Annotated in this window: 16 protein-coding genes, 1 tRNA gene and 1 pseudogene; 12 read left to right on the forward strand and 6 right to left on the reverse strand. The window is 58.0% G+C overall.

The window, feature by feature from the left end; genetic code table 11:
- From CV013_RS14510 to CV013_RS14535, 6 genes and pseudogenes are all read left to right on the forward strand, one after another.
- Positions 1 to 3306: pseudogene (locus CV013_RS14510) on the forward strand (hypothetical protein); the annotation flags it as partial.
- 59 nt (positions 3307 to 3365) lie between these two features.
- Positions 3366 to 5417 (forward strand): DUF11 domain-containing protein, encoded by a 2052-nt coding sequence (locus CV013_RS14515; protein WP_198591885.1) that lies wholly within the window; start codon positions 3366 to 3368, stop codon positions 5415 to 5417.
- 126 nt (positions 5418 to 5543) lie between these two features.
- Entirely contained in the window at positions 5544 to 6137 is a 594-nt protein-coding gene (locus tag CV013_RS14520; RefSeq protein ID WP_102156425.1) for a hypothetical protein, read from the forward strand.
- Positions 6138 to 6316: 179 nt separating this feature from the next.
- Positions 6317 to 8302 carry a Tad domain-containing protein gene (locus CV013_RS14525; RefSeq protein WP_102156426.1) on the forward strand — a complete coding sequence of 662 codons (1986 nt, stop codon included), beginning with the start codon at positions 6317 to 6319 and terminating at the stop codon, positions 8300 to 8302.
- On the forward strand, positions 8299 to 8910 hold the full coding sequence (locus CV013_RS14530; protein ID WP_223805390.1) for a TadE/TadG family type IV pilus assembly protein: 612 nt from the start codon (positions 8299 to 8301) through the stop codon (positions 8908 to 8910). The genes CV013_RS14525 and CV013_RS14530 overlap by 4 nt, the downstream gene beginning before the upstream one ends.
- Positions 8910 to 9587: a TadE/TadG family type IV pilus assembly protein gene (locus CV013_RS14535; protein ID WP_223805389.1), complete on the forward strand. Its 678-nt coding sequence runs from the start codon at positions 8910 to 8912 to the stop codon at positions 9585 to 9587. The genes CV013_RS14530 and CV013_RS14535 overlap by 1 nt, the downstream gene beginning before the upstream one ends.
- Before the next feature lie 96 nt (positions 9588 to 9683).
- Here the strand turns inward: CV013_RS14535 and CV013_RS14540 are convergent.
- Positions 9684 to 9774 (reverse strand) — tRNA-Ser (locus CV013_RS14540).
- A gap of 84 nt (positions 9775 to 9858) precedes the next feature.
- Between CV013_RS14540 and CV013_RS14545 the strand changes: the two genes are divergently transcribed.
- Both CV013_RS14545 and CV013_RS14550 read left to right on the forward strand, forming a co-directional pair.
- On the forward strand, positions 9859 to 10266 hold the full coding sequence (locus CV013_RS14545; RefSeq protein WP_102156427.1) for a metallopeptidase family protein: 408 nt from the start codon (positions 9859 to 9861) through the stop codon (positions 10264 to 10266).
- Positions 10267 to 10303: 37 nt separating this feature from the next.
- Positions 10304 to 11350 (forward strand): peptidylprolyl isomerase, encoded by a 1047-nt coding sequence (locus tag CV013_RS14550; protein WP_102156428.1) that lies wholly within the window; start codon positions 10304 to 10306, stop codon positions 11348 to 11350.
- 10 nt (positions 11351 to 11360) lie between these two features.
- Here the strand turns inward: CV013_RS14550 and CV013_RS14555 are convergent, their stop codons facing one another.
- From CV013_RS14555 to hemF, 5 genes are all read right to left on the reverse strand, one after another.
- Positions 11361 to 11813, reverse strand: coding sequence for a tRNA (cytidine(34)-2'-O)-methyltransferase (locus CV013_RS14555; RefSeq protein WP_102156429.1), 453 nt, complete (start codon positions 11811 to 11813; stop codon positions 11361 to 11363).
- An 18-nt stretch (positions 11814 to 11831) separates the two neighbouring features.
- On the reverse strand, positions 11832 to 12227 hold the full coding sequence (locus CV013_RS14560) for a VOC family protein (RefSeq protein ID WP_328587413.1): 396 nt from the start codon (positions 12225 to 12227) through the stop codon (positions 11832 to 11834).
- Positions 12199 to 14289 carry a RelA/SpoT family protein gene (locus tag CV013_RS14565; protein WP_102156431.1) on the reverse strand — a complete coding sequence of 697 codons (2091 nt, stop codon included), beginning with the start codon at positions 14287 to 14289 and terminating at the stop codon, positions 12199 to 12201. Before CV013_RS14565 ends, CV013_RS14560 begins: the two co-directional genes overlap by 29 nt.
- A 95-nt stretch (positions 14290 to 14384) precedes the next feature.
- On the reverse strand, positions 14385 to 16292 hold the full coding sequence (locus tag CV013_RS14570) for a M1 family metallopeptidase (protein ID WP_102156432.1): 1908 nt from the start codon (positions 16290 to 16292) through the stop codon (positions 14385 to 14387).
- A gap of 66 nt (positions 16293 to 16358) precedes the next feature.
- Positions 16359 to 17228, reverse strand: a complete 870-nt coding sequence (gene hemF, locus CV013_RS14575; RefSeq protein ID WP_102156433.1) for an oxygen-dependent coproporphyrinogen oxidase — start codon at positions 17226 to 17228, stop codon at positions 16359 to 16361.
- A 45-nt stretch (positions 17229 to 17273) separates the two neighbouring features.
- On the opposite strand from hemF, the gene pdeM reads away from it, so the two are divergent.
- The 4 genes from pdeM to CV013_RS14595 all read left to right on the forward strand — a co-directional run bounded on the left by pdeM (position 17274) and on the right by CV013_RS14595 (position 20889).
- Positions 17274 to 17981 (forward strand): ligase-associated DNA damage response endonuclease PdeM, encoded by a 708-nt coding sequence (gene pdeM, locus CV013_RS14580; RefSeq protein ID WP_102156434.1) that lies wholly within the window; start codon positions 17274 to 17276, stop codon positions 17979 to 17981.
- Between the two features lie 100 nt (positions 17982 to 18081).
- A complete protein-coding gene (gene infC, locus CV013_RS14585; RefSeq protein ID WP_102156435.1) occupies positions 18082 to 18600 on the forward strand; it encodes a translation initiation factor IF-3 in 519 nt (172 codons plus the stop codon).
- A 67-nt stretch (positions 18601 to 18667) separates the two neighbouring features.
- Positions 18668 to 19255, forward strand: a complete 588-nt coding sequence (locus tag CV013_RS14590; RefSeq protein WP_123640007.1) for a hypothetical protein — start codon at positions 18668 to 18670, stop codon at positions 19253 to 19255.
- 215 nt (positions 19256 to 19470) lie between these two features.
- Positions 19471 to 20889, forward strand: a complete 1419-nt coding sequence (locus CV013_RS14595; protein ID WP_102156437.1) for an SLC13 family permease — start codon at positions 19471 to 19473, stop codon at positions 20887 to 20889.
- Positions 20890 to 20974: the final 85 nt, after the last annotated feature.

Consider the following 20974-nt stretch of genomic DNA (forward strand, 5'->3'; position numbering starts at 1 on the left):
GCCATAGGCGCTGACGGGGGACACTCGCCCAATGATTCAGCGGGTGCGGCTGAATCAACTTTCGCAACGACCAGCGCCGCTCAAACCGATCAGCAAGCTGCGGGTGCCGACACAGACTGGCTGGCAATTGGTGATGGTCCAACCGAATTCCTGTTTCCGGAAGTGGATCACAACCCGCGGGCACCATCGATCCGCGTCGTAATCCGCCATCGTGCCGACGAAACGGTTGAACTGATGGCCAATGGCAAGCCAGTCGACAAATATGCACTGGATGGGACGAAGGTGTCTGCGACGGGAACCTACGCCGTCACGATCTGGCGTGGAATTCCGCTGGGACAGGAAACGACTCACCTCACTGCCGTTGTCCGCGGCGGTGACGGCTCTGTCTCAACCGAACTTAGCCGCGACGTCGCTTTCGTTTCGGCCCCGTGGGATGCCGAACTCGTAACCGAACGCTCGCATCTGGTGGCAGACGGTAAAAGCCGCCCGATGATCGCCGTGCGACTGACCGATCGGCAAGGCCGCCCGGTGCGTTCGGGTGTATCGGGCAGCGTCACTATCAACGCCCCTTATCAAAGCGCCGCAATGCTCGATCAGATGCAGCTTCGCCAGCTCACAGGTCAGGGCACCGCCTCGCCCAATTGGGTGATTAAGGGCGACGACGGCATTGCGCTGATCGAACTCGCACCAACGATGGTCAGCGGGCCACTCCATCTATCGTTCAGCTTCACCGACCGCGACATCTCGCGCCAGCGGGAATTGGATGGATGGATCGTGCCCGGCGATCTCGACTGGACGGTGATTGGCCTTGCCGAAGGATCGCTCGGCGCAAAATCAATCGCCGACAACATGGAACGCACCGGCAGTTTTGACAGCGATCTGGGCGATGATGCCCGTGTTGCGCTTTATGCCAAAGGCCGTGTTCTGGGCCGCTTTCTGGTGACACTGGCATACGACAGCGCCAAACAGAAGGACGATCAGCGCCTGCTCGGGACGATCGATCCGAACGCCTATTACACCGTTTATGCCGATGGCAGCGACCGGCAGTTCGATGCATCGAGCCGTGAAAAACTGTACCTGCGGATCGAAACAGCGACATTCTATGCGCTCTATGGCGATTTCATGACCGGGTTCGACCAGACGGTGCTGGGTCGCTACCAGCGTACAGCAGCGGGCGCGAAGGCAGAGGGGCGCTTTGGCGCGCTACATGCACAGGGCTTCGCCGCTGAAATCGCAACCCGTTATACGCACGACGAGATCCAGGGTAACGGCCTGACCGGCCCCTATCGTCTCAGCAACCGCAATATCGTCGTGAATTCCGAACGGGTCGCTATCGAAGTGCGCGATCGCCTGCGTTCTGAAATCGTGATCAAGCGTCAGGAACTGACCCGCTATATCGATTACGACATCGACGTACTGGCCGGAACGATCAGCTTTAAAGAACCGGTGCTGAGCCGCGATTTCGACCTCAATCCGCAATTCATCGTCATCGATTACGAAGTCGACGACACCAGCGGGAATTCCGCCATGAATGCGGGTGTCCGCGCCGATTACACCATTGGCGGAGATATACTGCGGATCGGCGTAACCGGCCTTACCGACAAAGGTGATGGGGACCGCACCGATCTTGGCGCAATCGATCTTCGTGCTCGTTTCAACGGCACCACTGAAATTCGAGCGGAATACGGGGCCAGCCGCACTGCGAACACAAATGCCAGCGCATGGCTGATCGAAGCGGAGCACCGCACTGGCGATCTCGACGTGCTGGCATATGCGCGCTCGCTCGACAGTGACTATGGAACCGGCCAGCAAACCGGGGCCGAACTGGGGCGTCGCAAATTCGGCATCGACGCCCGCTATGCCATCACGGAGCGTTTCTCACTCACGGGTAGCACCTGGCATGATGATAGCCTCGCGGACGACAGCAGCCGTCAGGCGGCACAGATCACTGCAGGATATCGTACCAACAGTAGTGAAATACGCCTTGGTCTCGCGCATATGGCTGACACTCTGGCCGATGACACCCAAGCCAAATCCACTCTGCTAGAAGGCGCACTTTCGCACCACCTGCTCGACAACAAACTTGAAGTCAGCGCATCGACCAGCATTGCAATCGACAAAGACGAATCGATTGATTTGCCTGCACGTCATCGCCTGCTGGCGCGCTATTCACTGACGCAGTGGCTCCGCCTTGTCGGCAGCTACGAAATTGCCGATGGCGATACAATCAAGGCCCGTACATTTAATGGCGGTGTCGAAGTAAGCCCTTGGCTAGGTTCCCGCATACTTGGCACGCTGGGCCGACAGGATATCTCCGAACAGGGCAAACGCACTTATGCCGCCTTCGGAATGGCGCAGAACGTGCCTGTTACGCGCACACTTTCCGTCAATGCCACGATCGATGGCAACCGGACCCTGGCCGGCGGCGATCTCTCGCAACTTGTGAACGACGGTTACCCCGCATCAAGCGGCGGGCGCCTCGACAGCACCGACGCTCAGTTCGAAGACTTTACAGCGATAACTCTGGGGACATCGTGGCGCGATGGCCCGTGGGCTGCAACGACCCGTGGGGAATACCGCGATGCGGAATTCTCTACCCGCAAGGGACTCACAGCCGGTTTGTTGCGGCAGTTGAGCGAAGGTGTCGTGGTTGGTTCGGGCCTCACATGGACGAGCGCTGAGGGAGTTGGAGGAACCAGCACTCAAGTGATGGATGCCGCCGTATCGCTCGCCTATCGTCCGGCTGAATCGGAAGTCGCCATGCTTGGGAAGCTGGAATATCGCAGCGACATCGTAGAAAATGCCATAGAAGGCGATGCTGGAATGGCCGGAACAACAGCACTTACCATCAATGGTAATGCCCGTTCACAACGACTGCTCGCCAGTTTCTCAACCAATTGGACGCCGTACCAAAACGATAATGGGCACCTTGTTCGCCGCACGGAAGTCGGCCTGTTTATCGGCACACGTTACAACTTCGACCGGTTCGACAGCGTTGATGTCGGCAGCACGACATTTCTGGGAGGGCTTGATGCCCGGTTTGGAGTTGGAGATTACCTCTCGATTGGCGGCAGCGCGACTATTCGCAGCAGCCTCGACGATGCCAGCACAACTTTCTCGTTTGGGCCGCAAATCGGACTGGTCCCGACAAAAGATGCGCTGATATCGATTGGTTACAACATCACCGGGTTTCACGATCACGACTACTCGGCTGCGCGAAATACCGATCAGGGGTTCTATGCCTCTATCCGGATGAAGTTTGATCCCGACAGCTTCTCCTTCCTCGGCCTCGGGCGGAACCAATGACCTTTATGCGTAAAATTCAATCGCTGGCCGCATTCCTATTGGTAACGCTGGCCGCTCTGATGCCTTCCACCGCGTCGGCCCAGTCCAGCACCATGAGCTGGTCAGGCGCGGGGGTGGGGAATGGCAAAAAGGTGCCCAACCCCACCACAACAATCGCGAGCGATGGGACAAGCGTTGCGCTGAGTTACGCCACAACAACCAACGGCGGCTCTTTCGTGCCCGTCTATGACAATTCGTTTCTTACGTATTCGTCAGGGCGCTTCGGAAGTAGCTCCGGCGGTGTGTTGATCGCATTTGATAACGACAGCTGGGATCCTGCCGACAAAGTCGTAACCACAATTACAGTCGGTCGTGCCGTGACCGGATTGAGTTTTTCGATCAACGACATCAACCGCGGCACCGGCTCTGTTGGTTCGTGGGGCACGACATTTCGTGATGTCGTCATGGTCGAATATGATACCGGAAGTGGATCCTTCCAAAGTATTACAAATAGCTCTTCGCTGTGGTCGGCAGGAAGCGCCATCACGCAGAAGGGATCGACTTTCATCGGCGAGCAAACGTCTGATCAAACCTCGACCAGCGGCACACTTGACCTCCACTTCGGCGACGTTTCTGTAAAACGGATACGGATCACCTTTAACAGCGATACATCTGGCTGGTTCGATGCCGCTCAACCCGAAAGTCAGCAGATTGCTATATCTGCCCTCGCCTTCGACGCACCGGGTGCGGATCTCTCTCTCAGCAAAACACGCGTTTCGGGTATTCCAACAAATGGTGGATCGGTTACCTGGCGCCTGACTGTCAGCAACTCTTCGAGCTCATCCCTTTCGGCAAGTGGGGTTACGGTAAAAGACTATCTTCCCGCAGGTTTCACTTTCTCTTCCGCCAGCGGGACGGGAACCTTTGATCCGCAGAGCAATGTCTGGCGTGTCGGAAAGCCGATCGCACCGGGACAAGACGTATCGCTGGATATCACCGGCACAATCAGCGCCACGCCCGGTGCACCAATTACCAATTCCGCTGAAATCATAACCAGCAACGGGCCCGATAGCGATTCCACTTCTGGTAACGGCGCCACCACCGAGGATGATTACGCGAGCACCACGTTTACTGTCGCTGGAACGCGGGCAGCTGGCATAGCTCCCGCTCTCACTTGCCCGGCGGGCTCGGTTCTGTTCGACTGGGACTCAAAGAGTTGGGCAGCGGGGAGCACCAACAATTTTTTCCAGCTCGATGTAATCGGCCCAATCGGTTTCCAGATTTCCAATCCCGGAGACTGGCTGAGCGATCGGGCGTATGGAGGGCAAGCACCTGCCCTTCAAACGCTCAATAATGGCGGGAAGGTAGGCGAACGACTGCTGTTCGAATGGGTCGACTTGCCCAACCGAAACGCACAGGTCGTCACGCAAATCACTTTGCCTACGGTCATGCGGGGCGCGCAATTCATGATTGCCGATGTCGACTACTGGAACGGGCAATTCGCTGACTACGTCGAAGTTGAAGGGCTGTATCAGGGGGCCGCAGTCATCCCAACGCTAACCAATGGCGCCACCAATTATGTAATTGGCAACAGTGCTTATGGAGATGGATTGTCTTCTGACGGTGCAGTTGACGGCAATGTGATTGTGACATTCCACCAGTCGATCGATCAGATAATCATCCGATATGGCAATTATTCACTCGCCCCCTCCAATCCGGGGCAACAGGGTATTGCCATTCACGATATCTTGTTCTGTCGCCCGACCACCACGCTGGCGACAAGCAAAACCAGCAGAATCTTAAATGATCCAATCAACGGGACCAACAACCCAAAGCTGATTCCTGGCGCGACTGTCGAATATTGTGTTCTGGTGAAGAATACCGGCGACATTGTCGCAAACAATATTCGTGCAAACGACAGCATTCCAGATGAGTTAACCTATGTTTCCGGGAGCATGACATCGGGAGTAACATGTGTCAGCGCCACAACTGCGGAAGATGATGACAGTTCCAGTGCCGATGAGAGCGATCCGATCGGGGCTTCGATAGAGGGCGCAAATATCACGATGACCGCTGACAGTTTGGATAGCGGAGCAACGATGGCAGTGAAATTCCAGACGAAAATCAACTGAGCACGCCTCGCTGCTGATCGAAACCTGGCATTTACACTCTTTCGATATTTCCGGCCACCGATCCGGTTTTTGATCAGTTGTGAAAATGGGGAACGGAATTCCGCCTTCCCTGCGCGAAAGGCCATCATGTCACTTAATCAACTGCAGTTGATTGTCGCCGGGCTGGCTTGTGCGCTTCTGTACATCGTTTTTGCCCTGTTGCGGAAATCAGGTACCTTGAATTGGCTACCCAAGCTCCCACCCCTGCCCAAACCCAGACTGGCAAACTTTACCGTCCTGCTCCAGCGCATATCGAAACGCAGGAAAAAGGATGAGGAAGAGGTCGTCGTCAGCCCCCAACGGCTCCAGCGGCTTAAATGGACCGAACCGGAAGCCCCGCAAAGTGATGAGGACCCCGTTCTTACGGATGCTGTCTCTCCAGCAAAATCAGAGCAATCGTTTCCAGCTGAACGGTTTGATCATTATTATGAAGATGTTGAGAGGCGAGTTGAGCTGATCTTGGCGAAAGTGGAAGCCGGACATCTGTCGATCACCGAATTCGAACAATGCATACGCCTCGACATGGTCGATGTAAGACGCGACCAAGCCGAGCTGATGGAGTGGGAGAGTCAGTGCCACTTGCCAGACGGGCAGTTCGAGAAGGCACTGAGTTCAGTGGAAAGTGCGGCGGAATTGCTCGGACAATGTCTCGATTGGGCGATCAGCCTCCCAAAAACATAGAATATTCCTTATATATCAATCACTCGCATGCAATTCACCTCAGTCAACTAACTCTTAGTGAATTGCCAGTAATAACGATTGCACGAACCAGGTTCTGGTTTGGGGCTCGGCAGGGGTGCGCGTCATAACGACTGGCGGCGCACCAAATCCCCTGTCGCAGTTGTTGTTGGGGCAATGAGATGACGACACGGATCAAGCGAACGCGAACGATAACGAGCAACCAGAGCGGCAGCCTGCTTCCTATAGGCGCACTGGGCCTGCTGATCCTAGCCGGATTGATTGGTGGCGGCGTGGATATGAGCCGTGCCTATAAGGCGCAAACCCGCCTGCAAGCAGCATGCGACGCGGGCGTGCTGGCCGGTCGCAAAGCTGTGATGACAAAGGGGTTCGACGATTTCGCCAAGGACGAGGCGAAGGCCTATTTTCAGAACAATTTCAACTCTGCAGAGCAAGACGCGGTTGGCACTGTCTTCACTTCCAAATCCGACGACGACGGTAATACAATCGAAGGCGTGGCTTCGACCAATATATCATCTGTCATCATGCAGATCTTCGGCTTCAAGACGCTAGCGGTCAGCGTCTCATGCTCGGCCTCGATGGGTGTCGGCAACAGTGACGTAACGATGGTGCTCGACAGCACCGGATCCATGGACAATAGAATTGGATGGGGCGGCGACAAGAAAATCGACATGCTGCGCGACGCGATGAAGAACTTCTACGATACTGTCCAAAAATCAGTATCGGGTTCGAATGCACGCGTTCGCTATGCATTTGTACCCTACAGTTCATCCATCAATGTCGGGCACTTGCTATACGACAAAAATCCGAACTGGCTGGTCGACGATTATTGGGTTCAGTCGCGCAAGCCGCAATACGAGCGGATTTTCGACCATTGGGGCGATCCTGTTTTCAGCAACCAAACAGGTGAAAGCTCCGAGATCATAGATTCGACTCAATACTACAGCTCGACTGAGCACAAAAATCGCAACGATTGCAAAGCCAGCTTGCCCGCAGACACCAATTGGCAAAACAGTGGTGGCACCACGACAAATACTGATCCCCCATCTGTCAATAGTGCGGGGCAACTGGTTACCACCACCACTACAGCGCAAAAGCAGACGCGCAAGAGTTACACGTGCGAAGAGCGAACTTCCGGGGCATGGTGGTGGACCAAGAAGTATTATGTGGCGGTTGTATTAAATTACTCGCGCTACCTTTACGATCACGTCTATAAAATTCAGGATCCGGTGTATGTCGATGGCCCCAATCAGGTGGGTTGGACGTATCAGCGGCTGAAATACGATGTTCGTGATTACAAAGCCTTCAAGACCGTCACCACAAAGACGGGTGAGGGCTATCGGGGCAAAGCGGTCGATGTATCTTCCAAATGGGAGGGCTGCATTGAGGAACGTAAAACAGTTCCTGCATCGGAATTCGGGTTTGAGAAGTCGATAGGCATCACCCCAAGCGATGCGCTCGATCTGAACATCGATGCAGTGCCGGACCCATCTGATGACAACACGCGCTGGGCACCTATGTGGCCGGAGGTCGCATATCGTCGTACCGTTAAGGAAGATTCAAACACGCCGACGAGCGCCGATGTCTCCTCATACGGCCAACCTCAAAAGCCTTATTACACGTATTGTCCGTACAAGTCCCAGCTACTCAAAACCATGAGCAAGTCTGATTTTTACGACTACGCGGATTCTCTCATCGCGGAGGGCAGTACGTACCACGATCTTGGAATACTGTGGGGCGCACGCGTCAGTTCACCTCAGGGCATCTTTGCAGATACTGTGAACGAGTCCCCCGCCAATGGCGGCAATGTGTCGCGCCATATGATCTTTATGACCGACGGCGCGATGGTCCCCAATGTGGACATTCAGAGTGCCTATGGCATCGAGTATCTCGATCGCCGGGTTACCGGCCATGATGGCAACAGCGTGCTCACCGCTCGCCACACATCCCGCTTTCTCACTTTATGTCAGGCTGTGAAGGCGAAGGGCATTCGCTTGTGGGTGATCGCATTTTCAACTGGCCTGACCAACGACCTGTCGAACTGCGCGTCGGACAACAGCGCCTTCACCGCCAACGATGCCGACGAACTGAACCACGCATTTCAGGAAATCGCCAAACAAGTGGGCGAATTGCGGGTGACACAATGATTGAGCCTGCCACCCATCGCCTCACCGGCAGGATGCGCGAATTGCATGCGGACGATCGCGGCGTGACGATCATTGAATTCGCTCTGCTTGCACCTGTGTTTCTTGTCATGCTCGTCGGTACGCTCGATCTGGGGCAGATGATCTATGGTAACGCTGTGCTGAACGGCGCAGTGGAATCGGCCGCGCGCAGTTCCTCGCTCGAAACCGGCGACATTGGTGCGGCCGATCAAATGGTGGAAGATCAGGTTTCCTATGTCTTGCCCGGCGTAGACGTGAAGTCGACCCGCACCAGCTACTATGACTTCGCGGATATTGGCCGGGCAGAGCAATGGAACGATGCCAACGGCGACGGCACCTGCAACAATGGCGAAGCCTATGTCGATGAAAATGGCAACAGCTCGTGGGATGAAGACATCGGCGTCTCCGGCAATGGTGGCGCCAACGATGTAGTCATCTACACGGTGAAGGCCACTTACGATCCGATCTTCAAGGTGCCGTTCATGCCGGAATCATGGGCCAAACGCACGCTGACATCATCCGCGGTCCGCAAGAACCAGCCATTCGCCGACCAGACCGAATATGGCTCCACTGCCGGGACTTGCGACTAATGGCCGGTCAAATCACACGTCTGTGCCGCCGCTTTTCGCGTCTGAAGCGGCGATTTGTGGCAGAAACCGCTGCGGTAGCCGCGGTCGAATTTGCGATTATGTTCCCTGTGTTCATCACCCTGGGCCTGGTCGGCACCGAAATCGCGTATATGTCGACTGTGAACATGCGCGTTAGTCAGATCGCTCTGTCGCTAGCCGATAATGCGTCGCGTATCGGGCAAACCGATAACAGCAGCGTGAGCCCCAACGTGAAAGAAAGCGATATCGATTCAATCATGGCCGGCGCCCTGAAGCAGGGCGAATCTTTCGATCTTGAGCATAACGGTCGACTGATTCTGTCGAGCCTCGAACTGGATAGCGCGACGGGCAAACAATACATCCGATGGCAACGATGCAGGGGTGATCTGGCCCGCGAATCGACCTATGGCAACGACACCGACAAGAATGGATTGAACGGCACCGCCATCGACGGTGTCGGGCAATCCTCCGACAAAATCCGCGCCGGTCCGGATTCGGCGGTGATGATTGCCGAAGTCTATTATGATTACAAAGGGTTGTTCGGTAACTTGCTACCTACGAAACCGACATTTCGACAGGAAGCAATCTTTACAGTCAGGGATGATCGCAATTTGACGCCGGGTGTCACAGGCTCCGGTGGACTTTCCATTTGTAAATAAAGATTGCCAAGCCAGAAATGGTTGCGCGCTACCGCTCTTTGACTGCCCGGCTTATTACAGGTCAGCGGCATCCGGCGGTTCCGGTTTTATATCAAATGGCGGAGCGGGAGGGATTCGAACCCTCGATACGGGGTTACCGTATACACACTTTCCAGGCGTGCGCCTTCGACCACTCGGCCACCGCTCCGCATGCCTGATCGGCTGAAGGCGGGCACCTAGCGGCAGTGAGGGGCGCTGACAAGCACCACAATCCAGTTTAGTCACGGCAACGATGACAGGCACGTTCCGCACACCACCCTCCCCGGCCGAATTCGAAGCAATCGCTCTGGCTGCATTGAATCGGATTCCTGCTCCGTTTCGGGATCACCTGGGCGATATTGTCCTGTTAGTGGAGGAGTTTGCCGACGCGGAAACGCTGACCGAACTCGGCATCGACGATCCCTATCAACTGACCGGACTGTTCGAAGGGATCGGGCTGACCGACGCCAGCATTTCGGACAGTGGCCAGATGCCAAATCGCGTCAGATTGTTTCGGCAGCCGATTCTCGATGAATGGATTGCCAATGGCGAAGACCTTGAACACCTCGTCGCACATGTCGTGATCCACGAAATTGGGCATCATTTCGGACTATCTGACACCGATATGCATGCACTGGAGGAACAGGCGCGACAGATCTAAACCTTGTCTTTACGGGCAGGCGTGGCACATTCGACGGATGCTCATTCGCACTGCACTCGCTGCGCTTTTCATGCTCCAGCTTACCAGCCCGTCTCTGGCGACTGAATCCGATTCGTCTGCCCCGCCCGGGCCGAGCGAAATCGTCGCTCAGGCGCCGCCGAGCGATTGGGTGCCGATCCCGGCAAGCGACCTGCTGGTTATGACACTTGCCCCGGACGCCAAGGGCAAAGCACGACACGTTGTTATTCAGTTGATGCCTCGCCCGTTCAGCAAGTCATGGATCGCCAATATCCGCACACTGGCCCATGATCGCTGGTGGGATGGCCTCGCCATTACTCGGGTTCAGGACAATTACGTTGTCCAATGGGGCGATCCGAATGGCGAAGACGCCGCAAAGGCGAAAGCTCTGCCTACGGGACTGACACCCACCAGCGGAGCTGACTACACTGTAAGCATCGCCGCGCTGCCGCGGCCCAAAGATGCCCCGCCACCGATAATAACTTGCAGAGAGGGGCATAAATGCCCCTACTCAGATATGAGGAGGATATCCGGCGAACGAAATGAGCTGCTCAATACAGCTCTGGCGAAAGACGCCTATGCTCCGCGCGCAACTTTCCGCCAGGGTTGGCCCATAGCAATGGATATCAGCGCGATGCGCGCATGGCCGGTCCATTGTTATGGGATGGTTGGAGTAGGCCGCAATTACGCGCCCGATGCCGGAACCGGCGCGGAACTGTACACGGTGATCGGGCAAGCACCACGCCACCTCGACCGGAACATCGCTCTGGTGGGCCGCGTTATCGAAGGAATGGAGAATCTGTCCAGCCTCCCCCGCGGCACTGGTGCATTGGGATTTTATGAAGACCCGACGATGCACATAAAGATTGAGAGTATCCGACTCGCAAGCGACTTACCGGCGAACGAACAACCGCGTTTCGCATATCTCGATACCGACAGCATGACGTTTGCCCGCTATGTCGATGCGCGGGCCAACCGGCGCGATCCGTTTTTCATCGTGCCAGCAGGCGGTGTAGATATCTGCAACGCACCTGTGCCAGTACGACGCATAGCCGGGGAGCAATAATCGGCGGAATCTAACCCGGCAGACCGCCCGTCTGTCGCAATGCCTCGCCCAGCGCGAGCGCAGCCGATGACGCGAGATTCATCGAACGCACTTCGGCGCGCATCGGAATACGCACCCGCGCATGACATGATTGGGCAACGGTGTACGGCACTCCGGCGCTTTCCTTGCCGAACAACAGCACATCGTCCGCTTCGAACGCGAAGTCGTAGATCGACTGGCTTGCCTTGGTCGTGAACAGGATCAACCTGCTCTGCCCAAGCGAGGCGTGAAACGGCGTCACGCCACTATGGCGCGTCACTGAAACGTGATCGATGTAATCCATCGCCGCGCGTCGAACTCTGCGGTCATCCCAAGCGAAGCCCATTGGTTCGATCAGATCGACCGCCGTCCCCATACACGCACCGAGGCGCATCACCGCACCGACATTTCCGGCAATTTCAGGTTCGAACAAGGCAATACGCATATGATTACGCAGACGTTTTCAGAGCTTCTGCATCAATTCGATGCGATTGCCGAACGGGTCGCAGATATCGCCACGCACATAGCCATCCAGCGGAGATCCTTCCGAAAAGTCAATTCCATGCCCAGCCAGAGATTCCCGCAGCGCAGCAAGATCATCGACCAGCAATGCAGGATGCGCTTTTCGGGCGGGGCGAAACGGTTCCTCGACGCCGAGGTGGATGCTTACGCTATCTCCGGCAAACCAGCACCCACCCCGTTTCGCAAGGTCTGCCGGTTTCGGCACCTCGGCAAGTCCCAGAACTGCACCATAAAAGGCCAGCGCTTCGGGCTCACCATCACGCGGCATGGCAAGCTGCACATGATCGAGACCGACAATTCCCATCGCTTTAAATCCGATCTGCCTGCGCCACCGCATCGCTCGCGCGAAGGGCACTGACTGTCCGTGTCAAATGCGCCAGATCGGTAAAGTCAGCAGTCACTTCGTAAGTAACGAAAGGGCTTTCGGTTTGCGTTTGCGACAGGGTCACCACGTTCGCGTGCCCTTTGGCGAATATGGATGCCATTTCGGCCAGAGTGCCAGTGCGATCGTACAGCGTAACCCGTATGCCACCGACTGCACCCTGACTACGTTTGCCCCATTGAAGATCAACCCAATCGGCATCGACACCGTTCGCCAGTTCGAGACAGTCGATGGTGTGCACCTCGACCGTCTCGTTGGGACGGCGCAGGCCAACGATGCGGTCGCCGGGGACAGGGCGGCAGCATTCGGCCAGTGTAAACGCTACACCGGGAGTCAGGCCACGGATCGAAACAGCCCGTTCCTGACGCGGACGATGCTCAACTTCCGGCAATTGTGCTGTGCTTCCCGGCATCAGCGCTTCCATCACTTCCCGATCGGGCAATTTGGCAGACCCGATGGCGATCATCAGATCTTCTTCGTCTTCCAGCTCAAGCCGCGCGAGCGCCTCGCGGATGGCCTTCTTGCCGATCTTGGCAGGCATCTGCGCCACGATTTCATCGAACAACTGCTGCCCGAGAGCGGCGATCTCCGCCCGTTCCTTCATCCGCACCGCACGACGGATCGAAGCCCGCGCCTTACCCGTGACGACAAAGCCGAGCCACGAAAGCTGCGGCTCCGCACTCTTCCCCTTAATGATCTCAACCACATCGCCGTTGTTGAGCGGCGTGCGTAACGGCATGTGCCGCCCATTGATCTTCGCCCCGACGGTCTGCGCGCCGAGATCGGTATGCACTGCAAAGGCGAAATCGACTGCTGTCGCACCTTTGGGCAACTGGAACAGCGCACCTTTGGGTGTAAACGCGAAAATGCGATCCTGATAGATTGCCAGCCGGGTATGCTCTAGGAGCTCTTCAGGGTCGTTGCTCGCATCGACGATTTCGATAAGGTCGCGCAGCCAGCCGACCTGACCATCAGGACGATTACCCTGTTTGTAGGCCCAGTGCGCCGCGAGCCCGAATTCGTTGGTGCGGTGCATTTCACGAGTTCGCACCTGCACTTCCACCCGCATTGAATTCTGATAGATCAACGCAGTGTGCAGACTGCGATAACCATTCGTTTTCGGGGTTGAGATGTAGTCCTTGAACCGCCCCGGAATGAACTGCCAGGTGCGATGCAATACACCCAGCGCACGATAGCAATCGTCGACATCGTGCGTGATAACGCGGAACGCCATGATGTCGGTAACCTGCTCGAAGCTGACGTGGCGCTCTGCCATTTTCCGCCAGATCGAATAGGGATGCTTTTCACGTCCCGACACCTCAACCTGCAACCCTGCTGCGGACAGCGCCTGCTTGATTTCCAGCGCAATGGCATCGACCTGCCCACCATCCTGAGCCCGGATCTGCTCCAGCCGCCCCGTGATGGTGCGATAGCCTTCCGGCTCAAGCTGCTCGAATGCCAGCAACTGCATCTCGCGCATATATTCATACATACCCACCCGCTCTGCTAGCGGGGCATAGATATCCATCGTTTCGCGCGCGATCCGCTGTCGCTTCTCCGGCGATTTGATGAAGTGCAGCGTCCGCATATTGTGCAGCCGGTCGCCCAGCTTGACCAGCAGTACGCGGATATCCTCGCTCATCGCCAGCAGGAACTTACGCAGGTTTTCAGCCGCGCGTTCGTTTTCCGGCATCGCTTCGATCTTGGACAGCTTGGTCACGCCATCGACCAGTCGGGCCACTTCACTCCCGAAATTTGCCTCGATATCTTCGATTGTTACCAGCGTATCTTCAACGGTATCGTGCAGCAGTGCCGTGATAATAGTCTGTTGATCGAGCTTGAGATCGGTCATCAACCCGGCAACTTCGACCGGGTGGCTAAAATAAGGATCGCCGCTGGCGCGCTTCTGGCTGCCATGCTTTTGAACCGTATAGACATAGGCGCGGTTCAGCGCGGCCTCGTCCGCATCGGGATCGTAGGCTTTGACTCGTTCGACCAGTTCGTATTGACGCAACATTGCCTATAGGATGTGCGAATTGCTCGCACGAGAGCAAGCGGAAAGATGGCGCGCCCGCAACTATTTGCGCGCGCGCCGCCTAAACGGTCGAAAGATCAGTCTTTCAGCACGACCTTATCGACCGAGGCTTGTGTGACAGAATGGTAGCCAGCTCTTGTCTTGGCGTAGATGCGCTTGGCGATCGGTTGCCCCCATTCACCCTGCTCCATCAAAGTAGCGAATAGCGGACGGACGAATTTTGTCCGCCCGACATGCGAGAGGAAGCGATCCGCCTGTTCAACCGCAGGATCGAAACGATTGGCCAGCGCCAGATCGAGCCACAGGAACAGCTCTTCGTTGTTTCCGCTCGCGGAGAGGCCCAGCGCTTTGTCGAGAGCCCCGAGTTGATCCGCACTGCGCTTTTGCGGCAGGCTTTGCAGGAAGCGCTGGCGCTCCGCCGATGTCCAGCCGTCCCACGTGCTCCGCCCCGGAATTGTGCCCGCATCGGCATATGCCTTCGCAGACGCATCGACCGTTGCAAACGCAGCAGAGTCAGGTCGCAGCACGTTGGAAGGTAAGCCCGGATCGAAAATCCATTCGTGCAGCTTCAGCTTGTCCGCTTCAGCTTTGCTGGTGACGAGATGCGCCAGCATATCGTCGTAGATCATCTGCGATGTGGCGGGCTGAAACGCGTGCTTGTCGAACCATTGACGCAGCCATGCGTCGAACCGTTCGCGGCCCACCGCGTGTTCCAGCGTCCGCATGAATGCCGCGCCTTTGTTATATACGATCGCACTGCCCGCGCTGTCGGTTCCGTCAGGTTGATGCAGCGCCGTACCGGGCGCATCGCTGCCTACGCGATCAAGTGTTTCGATAATCGCTGTGTAATCGAGCGATGCCTCCTGCTGAGCGCGCTTTTTGCCATAGATTTCCTCTACGATGCGATTTTCGAAATAGCTCGTCACGCCTTCGTTCAGCCAGCCATCGCCCCAAACGGCGTTGGTGACCAAATTTCCCGACCACGAATGCGCCAGCTCGTGCGCGATCAGCCCTGTCAGACTGCGATCACCGGCGATGAATGTCGGGGTCAGGAATGTCAGCGTCGGGTTTTCCATCCCACCATAAGGAAAGCTGGGCGGCAACACGATCATATCGTACCGCCCCCAGCGATAGGGGCCGTAGAGTTTCTCTGCTGCACTCACCATCGCTTCGGTATCGGCCAGTTCGCTGGCTGCTGCGTCGAGCACTTTGGGTTCGGTCCAAACCCCTGTGCGCGGGCCAAGCGGGCGGAATGCAATATCCCCTGCCGCCACCGCGATCAGATAGGGTGCGACCGGCTTATCCATTTCATACGTAAACGCGCGACGATTGCCCAGATCCTCTGTCTCACCGACCTTAAGGCCCGACATGACGACAGTCAGCGGTTTCGGCGCAGTCACCCGTGCGCGCCACGTCTGGCGAATGCCGGGGCTATCCTGCGTTGGAATCCATGTGCGGTTGAGGATCGCCTGCCCCTGACTGAACAAGTACGGATATTTGCCACCCGCCGTCTGTTCCGGCGACAGCCATTGCAGCGCGTCTGCATCGCTGGCGGAATACGCGATCCTGACAGTCCGATTTTCACCGCCGGGACCAATTTGAATGGTCAGCGGCGCGCCTTTCTCGCCATCGGACTTTCCGACCGTGAACGGCAACGCCTTGCCCTGCCCGTCCGTCACACTGGCAATCGTCAGCCCCTTGTCATCGAGCACCAGCTCTTTCGCGCCAGGGGCGGCAAGCACCGACAAAGTCGCCGTGCCGCCTACCGATTTCGCTGCAAAATCGAGCGCGAGATCGAGATCGACATGCGTCACACGCGCCACCTGCGGCTGAGCATATGTCGAAGTGTCGAGCGCGTCAGGCGTCGTCAGGACAGGCGCAACCATCGGCGTGGTTCGCGCGCTGTCGATATTCCCTTCCATCGGAACGGTGGTGCAGGCGGTGGTGGTCAGCAACAAGGCAACTGCGGAAATGGCAAAACGCATCAGTAACTCCGATCTATCGGGCGGTCTGGATATCAACGGACGGGCAAGCGGTTGGTGCCGTTTGCATCAGCTCCACGTTGCCTCGGGGGGCAGGCTCATCAGAATGGCATCGATATTGCCGCCGGTTTTAAGGCCGAACAGCGTACCGCGATCATAGACAAGGTTGAATTCGGCATAGCGCCCACGCCATTCGAGCTGTGTGCGCTTGTCCTCTGGCGTGAATTCCGCGCCCATCCGGCGACGGACGATCCTGGGATACACATCGAGGAATGCCTTGCCGACGTCCTGCGTGAACGCGAAATTGCGTTCCCACGCGGCAACACCGCCATCGTCGCCATCGCATTCGAGATGGTCGTAGAATATCCCGCCAACTCCGCGCGAAACACCCCGGTGGGGAATGAAGAAGTAATCGTCCGCCCATTTGCGGAAACGGTCGTAATATGTCGGATTGTGCCCCGCGCAGGCGGCGCGGAAGGCTGCGTGAAACTGTTCGGTATCGTCGTCATACGGGATCGGAGGATTGAGATCGGCCCCTCCCCCGAACCACGCCTTCCCGGTGACGAGGAAGCGGGTGTTCATATGCACCGCCGGCACATGCGGATTGGCCATATGCGCCACCAGACTGATCCCGGTCGCGGTGAAACCGGGGTTTTCCTCGCTCGCTCCGTTTATCGTATCGGCAAAGCCGGGCGCGAAATTGCCGTGAACGGTCGAGACGTTGACCCCCACTTTCTCGAACACTTTGCCTTTCATCACGCCGCGCGTACCGCCACCGGGGCTTTCGTTGCCCTCTTCTTCGCGCTGCCAGGGGGTATATTCGAACGCAGCGTCTGATCCCGCTTCGCGTTCGATCGCTTCGAAAGCGGCGCAGATCTGATCGCGCAGACTTTCGAACCAATCCTTCGCGCGGGCGGTATAGGGTGTCCAGTCGGTCATGCGGACATCCTTGCCAAGCCTGCGCGACTGGGGCAAGAGGCTCAAATGGTTCCCTTTTCGTTCTGCGGCGAAGAATTCGCTCTATGCCAGACAAATGCGCTCTACTGGCCGCGCGAACGGGCGCTGCTGGTGGCGGACCTGCATCTGGAGAAAGCCAGCTTTTACGCCACGCACGCCGGGCAAATGCTGCCCCCTTACGATAGCCGGGAAACGCTGGAGCGGGTGGCACTGGCAATTCGTGAAACCGGCGCACGGCGAGTATTTACGCTGGGGGATAACTTTCACGACTCCGCCGGACCGGACCGGTTGGAACCGCACGCGGCAGGAATGCTTGCCGCTCTTACCCATGCGACCGACTGGGTTTGGATTACCGGCAACCACGATGCAGCGATGCCGCCCCGAATCGACGGGACGCTGGCAACCGAACTCGATGTCGGCGGAATGATCCTGCGCCATCAGGCTCAGCCGGGAGAAACCCGGCCAGAGCTGTCGGGCCACTTCCACCCGCGCCTTCACCTGACGGTGCGTGAACGTCGCATCCGTCGCTCGTGCGTGGTCGTATCGCGCAATTCCGTGGCGGAGGGCCGCGTGTCGGGACGGATGATCCTGCCTGCTTTCGGCGCGCTCACCGGTGGGATGGATGCCGCCGATCCGGCCATTCTGAAGGCGCTTCAGCCCGCCTCCGGCATCGATGCGATGGTGCAGGCAGGTGGCAAGCTGGCCACTTTTCCCCTGTGGCGTGCAGCCGCATGAGTGTTCCCCTTTGCGAATCCGTCGATAATCACTAAGTAGCCCGCACGACAAACAGGCAATTTCAGGAGACTGCCCCATAGCCCGTCCACCCCGGCGCTCGATGACGCCGCCCGTAAAGAGCGGCCCGCGCTTTGATAACATGATTCAGTCCGACAAGGTTCGCGTCATCGACGAGAACGGCGAGAACCTTGGCGTGTTGTACACCCGCGAAGCGATTGAACAGGCCGCCGACGTCGGCCTCAACCTCGTGGAAGTTTCGCCCAACGCCGATCCGCCGGTGTGTAAGTTCCTCGATGTCGGCAAGTTCCGGTACGAGGCGCAGAAGAAGGCCAACGCTGCACGTAAGACCCAGAAGACGCAGGAGATCAAAGAGATCAAGATGCGTCCGAACATCGACACGCATGATTATGACGTGAAGATGCGTAACGTGAACCGCTTCATCGAAGATGGTGACAAGGTGAAGGTAACGCTGCGTTTCCGTGGTCGCGAAATGGCGCATCAGGAACTCGGTATGGACCTGCTCAAGCGTGTTCAGGAAGATGTGGCAGAGATTGCCAAGGTCGAAGCGTTCCCGCGCCTCGAAGGGCGTCAGATGCTGATGGTGCTTGCTCCCAAGTAAGCTTCGGAACCTCCGGGTTTGCTTGTCGGTTACCATACCGAAGGTCGCAACCCGGAGACTTCTGCTCATGAGATGCCCGCATATTTCCATGCTGCTCGTCGGCACCCTGACGCTTGGCGCCTGCCAGCAGCAGGCAACCTCCCCCGAACAGCACGCAACGGCGGATTCGACCGCTCCCGTCGCCATCGCCAGCGAAGCGGCGACACCCGCCCCTGTCGCCGCCACCTTGCCATCCGCGGATGCCGCTCCGCAGCCCAGCCCCCCGTCGGATATCACCGATGCCTATCGCGGCGAGAAGGGTGCGCGAGGCGTTTTGCTCACATGGGCGCATGCCTTGGAGAACGGCAACTATGCTCTCGCCTGGGAGCAATTCGGCAATGACGGCAAGGATAGCGGCACCAGCAAGGCGCTCTATTCGGCGCAGTTCGACAAATACCGTCGCATAACCGTGGCGATGCCATCCGGCACCATAGAGGGCGCGGCAGGATCCAGCTACTACACAGCGCCCACCACGCTCACCGGTGAATTGCGTGGCGGCGGGGTCGAAGTGCTGAAGGGCGACGTGGTATTGCGGCGCGTCAACGACGTACCCGGCGCCAGTTCGGAACAACTCCACTGGTACATCTACAAAGCCGACCTGAAGCCTGTGAACTGACTGAAACTGGCGGCTGAACACCCTGACAGGCCAGATAGGTCGACATCCACCCGGCCCCCTCCTCCGCCCGACCTGAACCGGTCCGCTCCGGCAGGCAGGCAGGCGGGTTGCGGGCACGCGCCACCCCTCCTCTTTTCCGCAATCGCGATATAGTCCCCTCTTGCCGCGCCCACCGCACGCGCTAGTTTCTTCGCGGGCTTGGGGAGGTATCTGGGATGACTGCACGCCATATCGGCTTTGTGGCGGGGCTGCTCGCCTTTGGCGCCACACTGGTACTGCCGCCGCCTGCGGGAATGACCGCGCAGGCGTGGTCCGTGGCCGGGCTGGTGGTGTGGATGGCCGCATGGTGGATGACGGAGGCGCTCCCCCTTACAGTGACCGCGCTGCTGCCGTTTCTGGTGCTGCCGATGAGCAACGTCATGACTGCCAACGAGACAGCGAGCGAGTATTACTCCCCGATTTTGTTTCTCATCCTCGGCGGCGCATTCATCGCGCTGGCGATTGAGCGGACCGGGCTTCACCGTCGCCTTGCCCTCGCGCTGCTCAAAAGTGTCGGTGCGAATGGCGGGCAAGGCCGCCTGCTGTTCGCCTTTATGGTCGCTGCGGCGATCCTGTCGATGGCGATCTCCAACACCTCCACCTCTCTCATCATGATGCCGATGGCACTGGCCGTGCTGACCGGCGGGGGGATGGACGACAGCCACAAGGAAGGGCTCAACGGGGCATTGCCAATGGGCATTGCCTTCGCCGCCAGTATCGGCGGCCTCGGCACGATTGTCGGCAGCCCGACCAACGCCATCGCCGTGGGTCTGGTGGATCAGCTTACCGGCACCCGGATCACCTTCGCGCAATGGAGCCTGTTCGGGTTGCCAGTCGTACTGGTCGGGGTTCCGCTGGCGGCGTGGATTATCGCCAGAGTGCAGCAGGTCAGCGCTCACCCTTTCGACGTAGCGGGTGCGCGTCAGGCGATCGACACGCACACCCGCTGGTCCACTGCCGAGAAGCGCCTGGTGCCCCTGATCGCTGGTACTTTCGCGCTGTGGCTCGCGCAGCCGCTGCTCGAACCGATGATGCCCAAAGGCGCGCTGACCGATGGCACAATTGCCGTTGCTGCCAGCTTTCTGCTGTTCATACTGCCCGATGGAACCGGCCGCCCTCTGCTGACATGGCAAGAGGCAGACCGGGCACCGTGGGGCGTGATCATGATGTTCGGCGGCGGGCTGGCGCTGGCTGCCGGGATGGGCGAATCCGGGCTGGCCGAATGGCTGGGTCAATCCCTCCTGCCACTGGCCAGTGTGCCGCTGATCGTCGTCGCCCTCGCTGTTGTCGCGCTGATGATCGTCATCACCGAATTTGCCAGCAATGTCGCCACCGCCAGCGCGATCATGCCGGTCGTCGCCAGCCTCGGCATAGCCCTGGGAGTCGATCCGATCTGGCTGGCGATGCCCGCCGCACTGGCCAGTAGCTGGGGCTTCATGTTGCCCGCAGGCACCGGGCCGAACGCGATTGCGTGGGCCACCAACCGCATCGCCCTGCCCCGGATGATCGGTGCCGGGGCCGGGCTGGACGTAGCCGGGGTTTTCCTGATCGTAGGGGCCGTGTGGGCTATGCAAATCTTGTTTGGTTTCGGTTGAAAACAGTCCGTTGCAACGGTAGTTCGTTGGCCGACACGGGCTACCCGGCGGAGATGCGTTCCTGCGGAGGTTAGGGACGCCAGTG

This window comes from Tsuneonella flava, from assembly GCF_002870965.1.
In the GTDB taxonomy this organism is placed as follows: Bacteria; Pseudomonadota; Alphaproteobacteria; order Sphingomonadales; family Sphingomonadaceae; genus Tsuneonella; species Tsuneonella flava.

Coding starts and splice junctions, on each gene's coding strand:
- CV013_RS14565 (WP_102156431.1), bottom strand. CDS start 14,289: ATGTTGCGTCAATACGAACTGGTCGAACGAGTCAAAGCCTACGATCCC.
- CV013_RS14555 (WP_102156429.1), bottom strand. CDS start 11,813: ATGCGTATTGCCTTGTTCGAACCTGAAATTGCCGGAAATGTCGGTGCG.
- CV013_RS14515 (WP_198591885.1), top strand. CDS start 3,366: ATGCCTTCCACCGCGTCGGCCCAGTCCAGCACCATGAGCTGGTCAGGC.
- pdeM (WP_102156434.1), top strand. CDS start 17,274: ATGGTTCCCTTTTCGTTCTGCGGCGAAGAATTCGCTCTATGCCAGACA.
- CV013_RS14535 (WP_223805389.1), top strand. CDS start 8,910: ATGGCCGGTCAAATCACACGTCTGTGCCGCCGCTTTTCGCGTCTGAAG.
- CV013_RS14590 (WP_123640007.1), top strand. CDS start 18,668: ATGAGATGCCCGCATATTTCCATGCTGCTCGTCGGCACCCTGACGCTT.
- CV013_RS14560 (WP_328587413.1), bottom strand. CDS start 12,227: ATGCGGTGGCGCAGGCAGATCGGATTTAAAGCGATGGGAATTGTCGGT.
- hemF (WP_102156433.1), bottom strand. CDS start 17,228: ATGACCGACTGGACACCCTATACCGCCCGCGCGAAGGATTGGTTCGAA.
- infC (WP_102156435.1), top strand. CDS start 18,082: ATGACGCCGCCCGTAAAGAGCGGCCCGCGCTTTGATAACATGATTCAG.
- CV013_RS14550 (WP_102156428.1), top strand. CDS start 10,304: ATGCTCATTCGCACTGCACTCGCTGCGCTTTTCATGCTCCAGCTTACC.
- CV013_RS14520 (WP_102156425.1), top strand. CDS start 5,544: ATGTCACTTAATCAACTGCAGTTGATTGTCGCCGGGCTGGCTTGTGCG.
- CV013_RS14545 (WP_102156427.1), top strand. CDS start 9,859: ATGACAGGCACGTTCCGCACACCACCCTCCCCGGCCGAATTCGAAGCA.
- CV013_RS14595 (WP_102156437.1), top strand. CDS start 19,471: ATGACTGCACGCCATATCGGCTTTGTGGCGGGGCTGCTCGCCTTTGGC.
- CV013_RS14530 (WP_223805390.1), top strand. CDS start 8,299: ATGATTGAGCCTGCCACCCATCGCCTCACCGGCAGGATGCGCGAATTG.
- CV013_RS14570 (WP_102156432.1), bottom strand. CDS start 16,292: ATGCGTTTTGCCATTTCCGCAGTTGCCTTGTTGCTGACCACCACCGCC.
- CV013_RS14525 (WP_102156426.1), top strand. CDS start 6,317: ATGACGACACGGATCAAGCGAACGCGAACGATAACGAGCAACCAGAGC.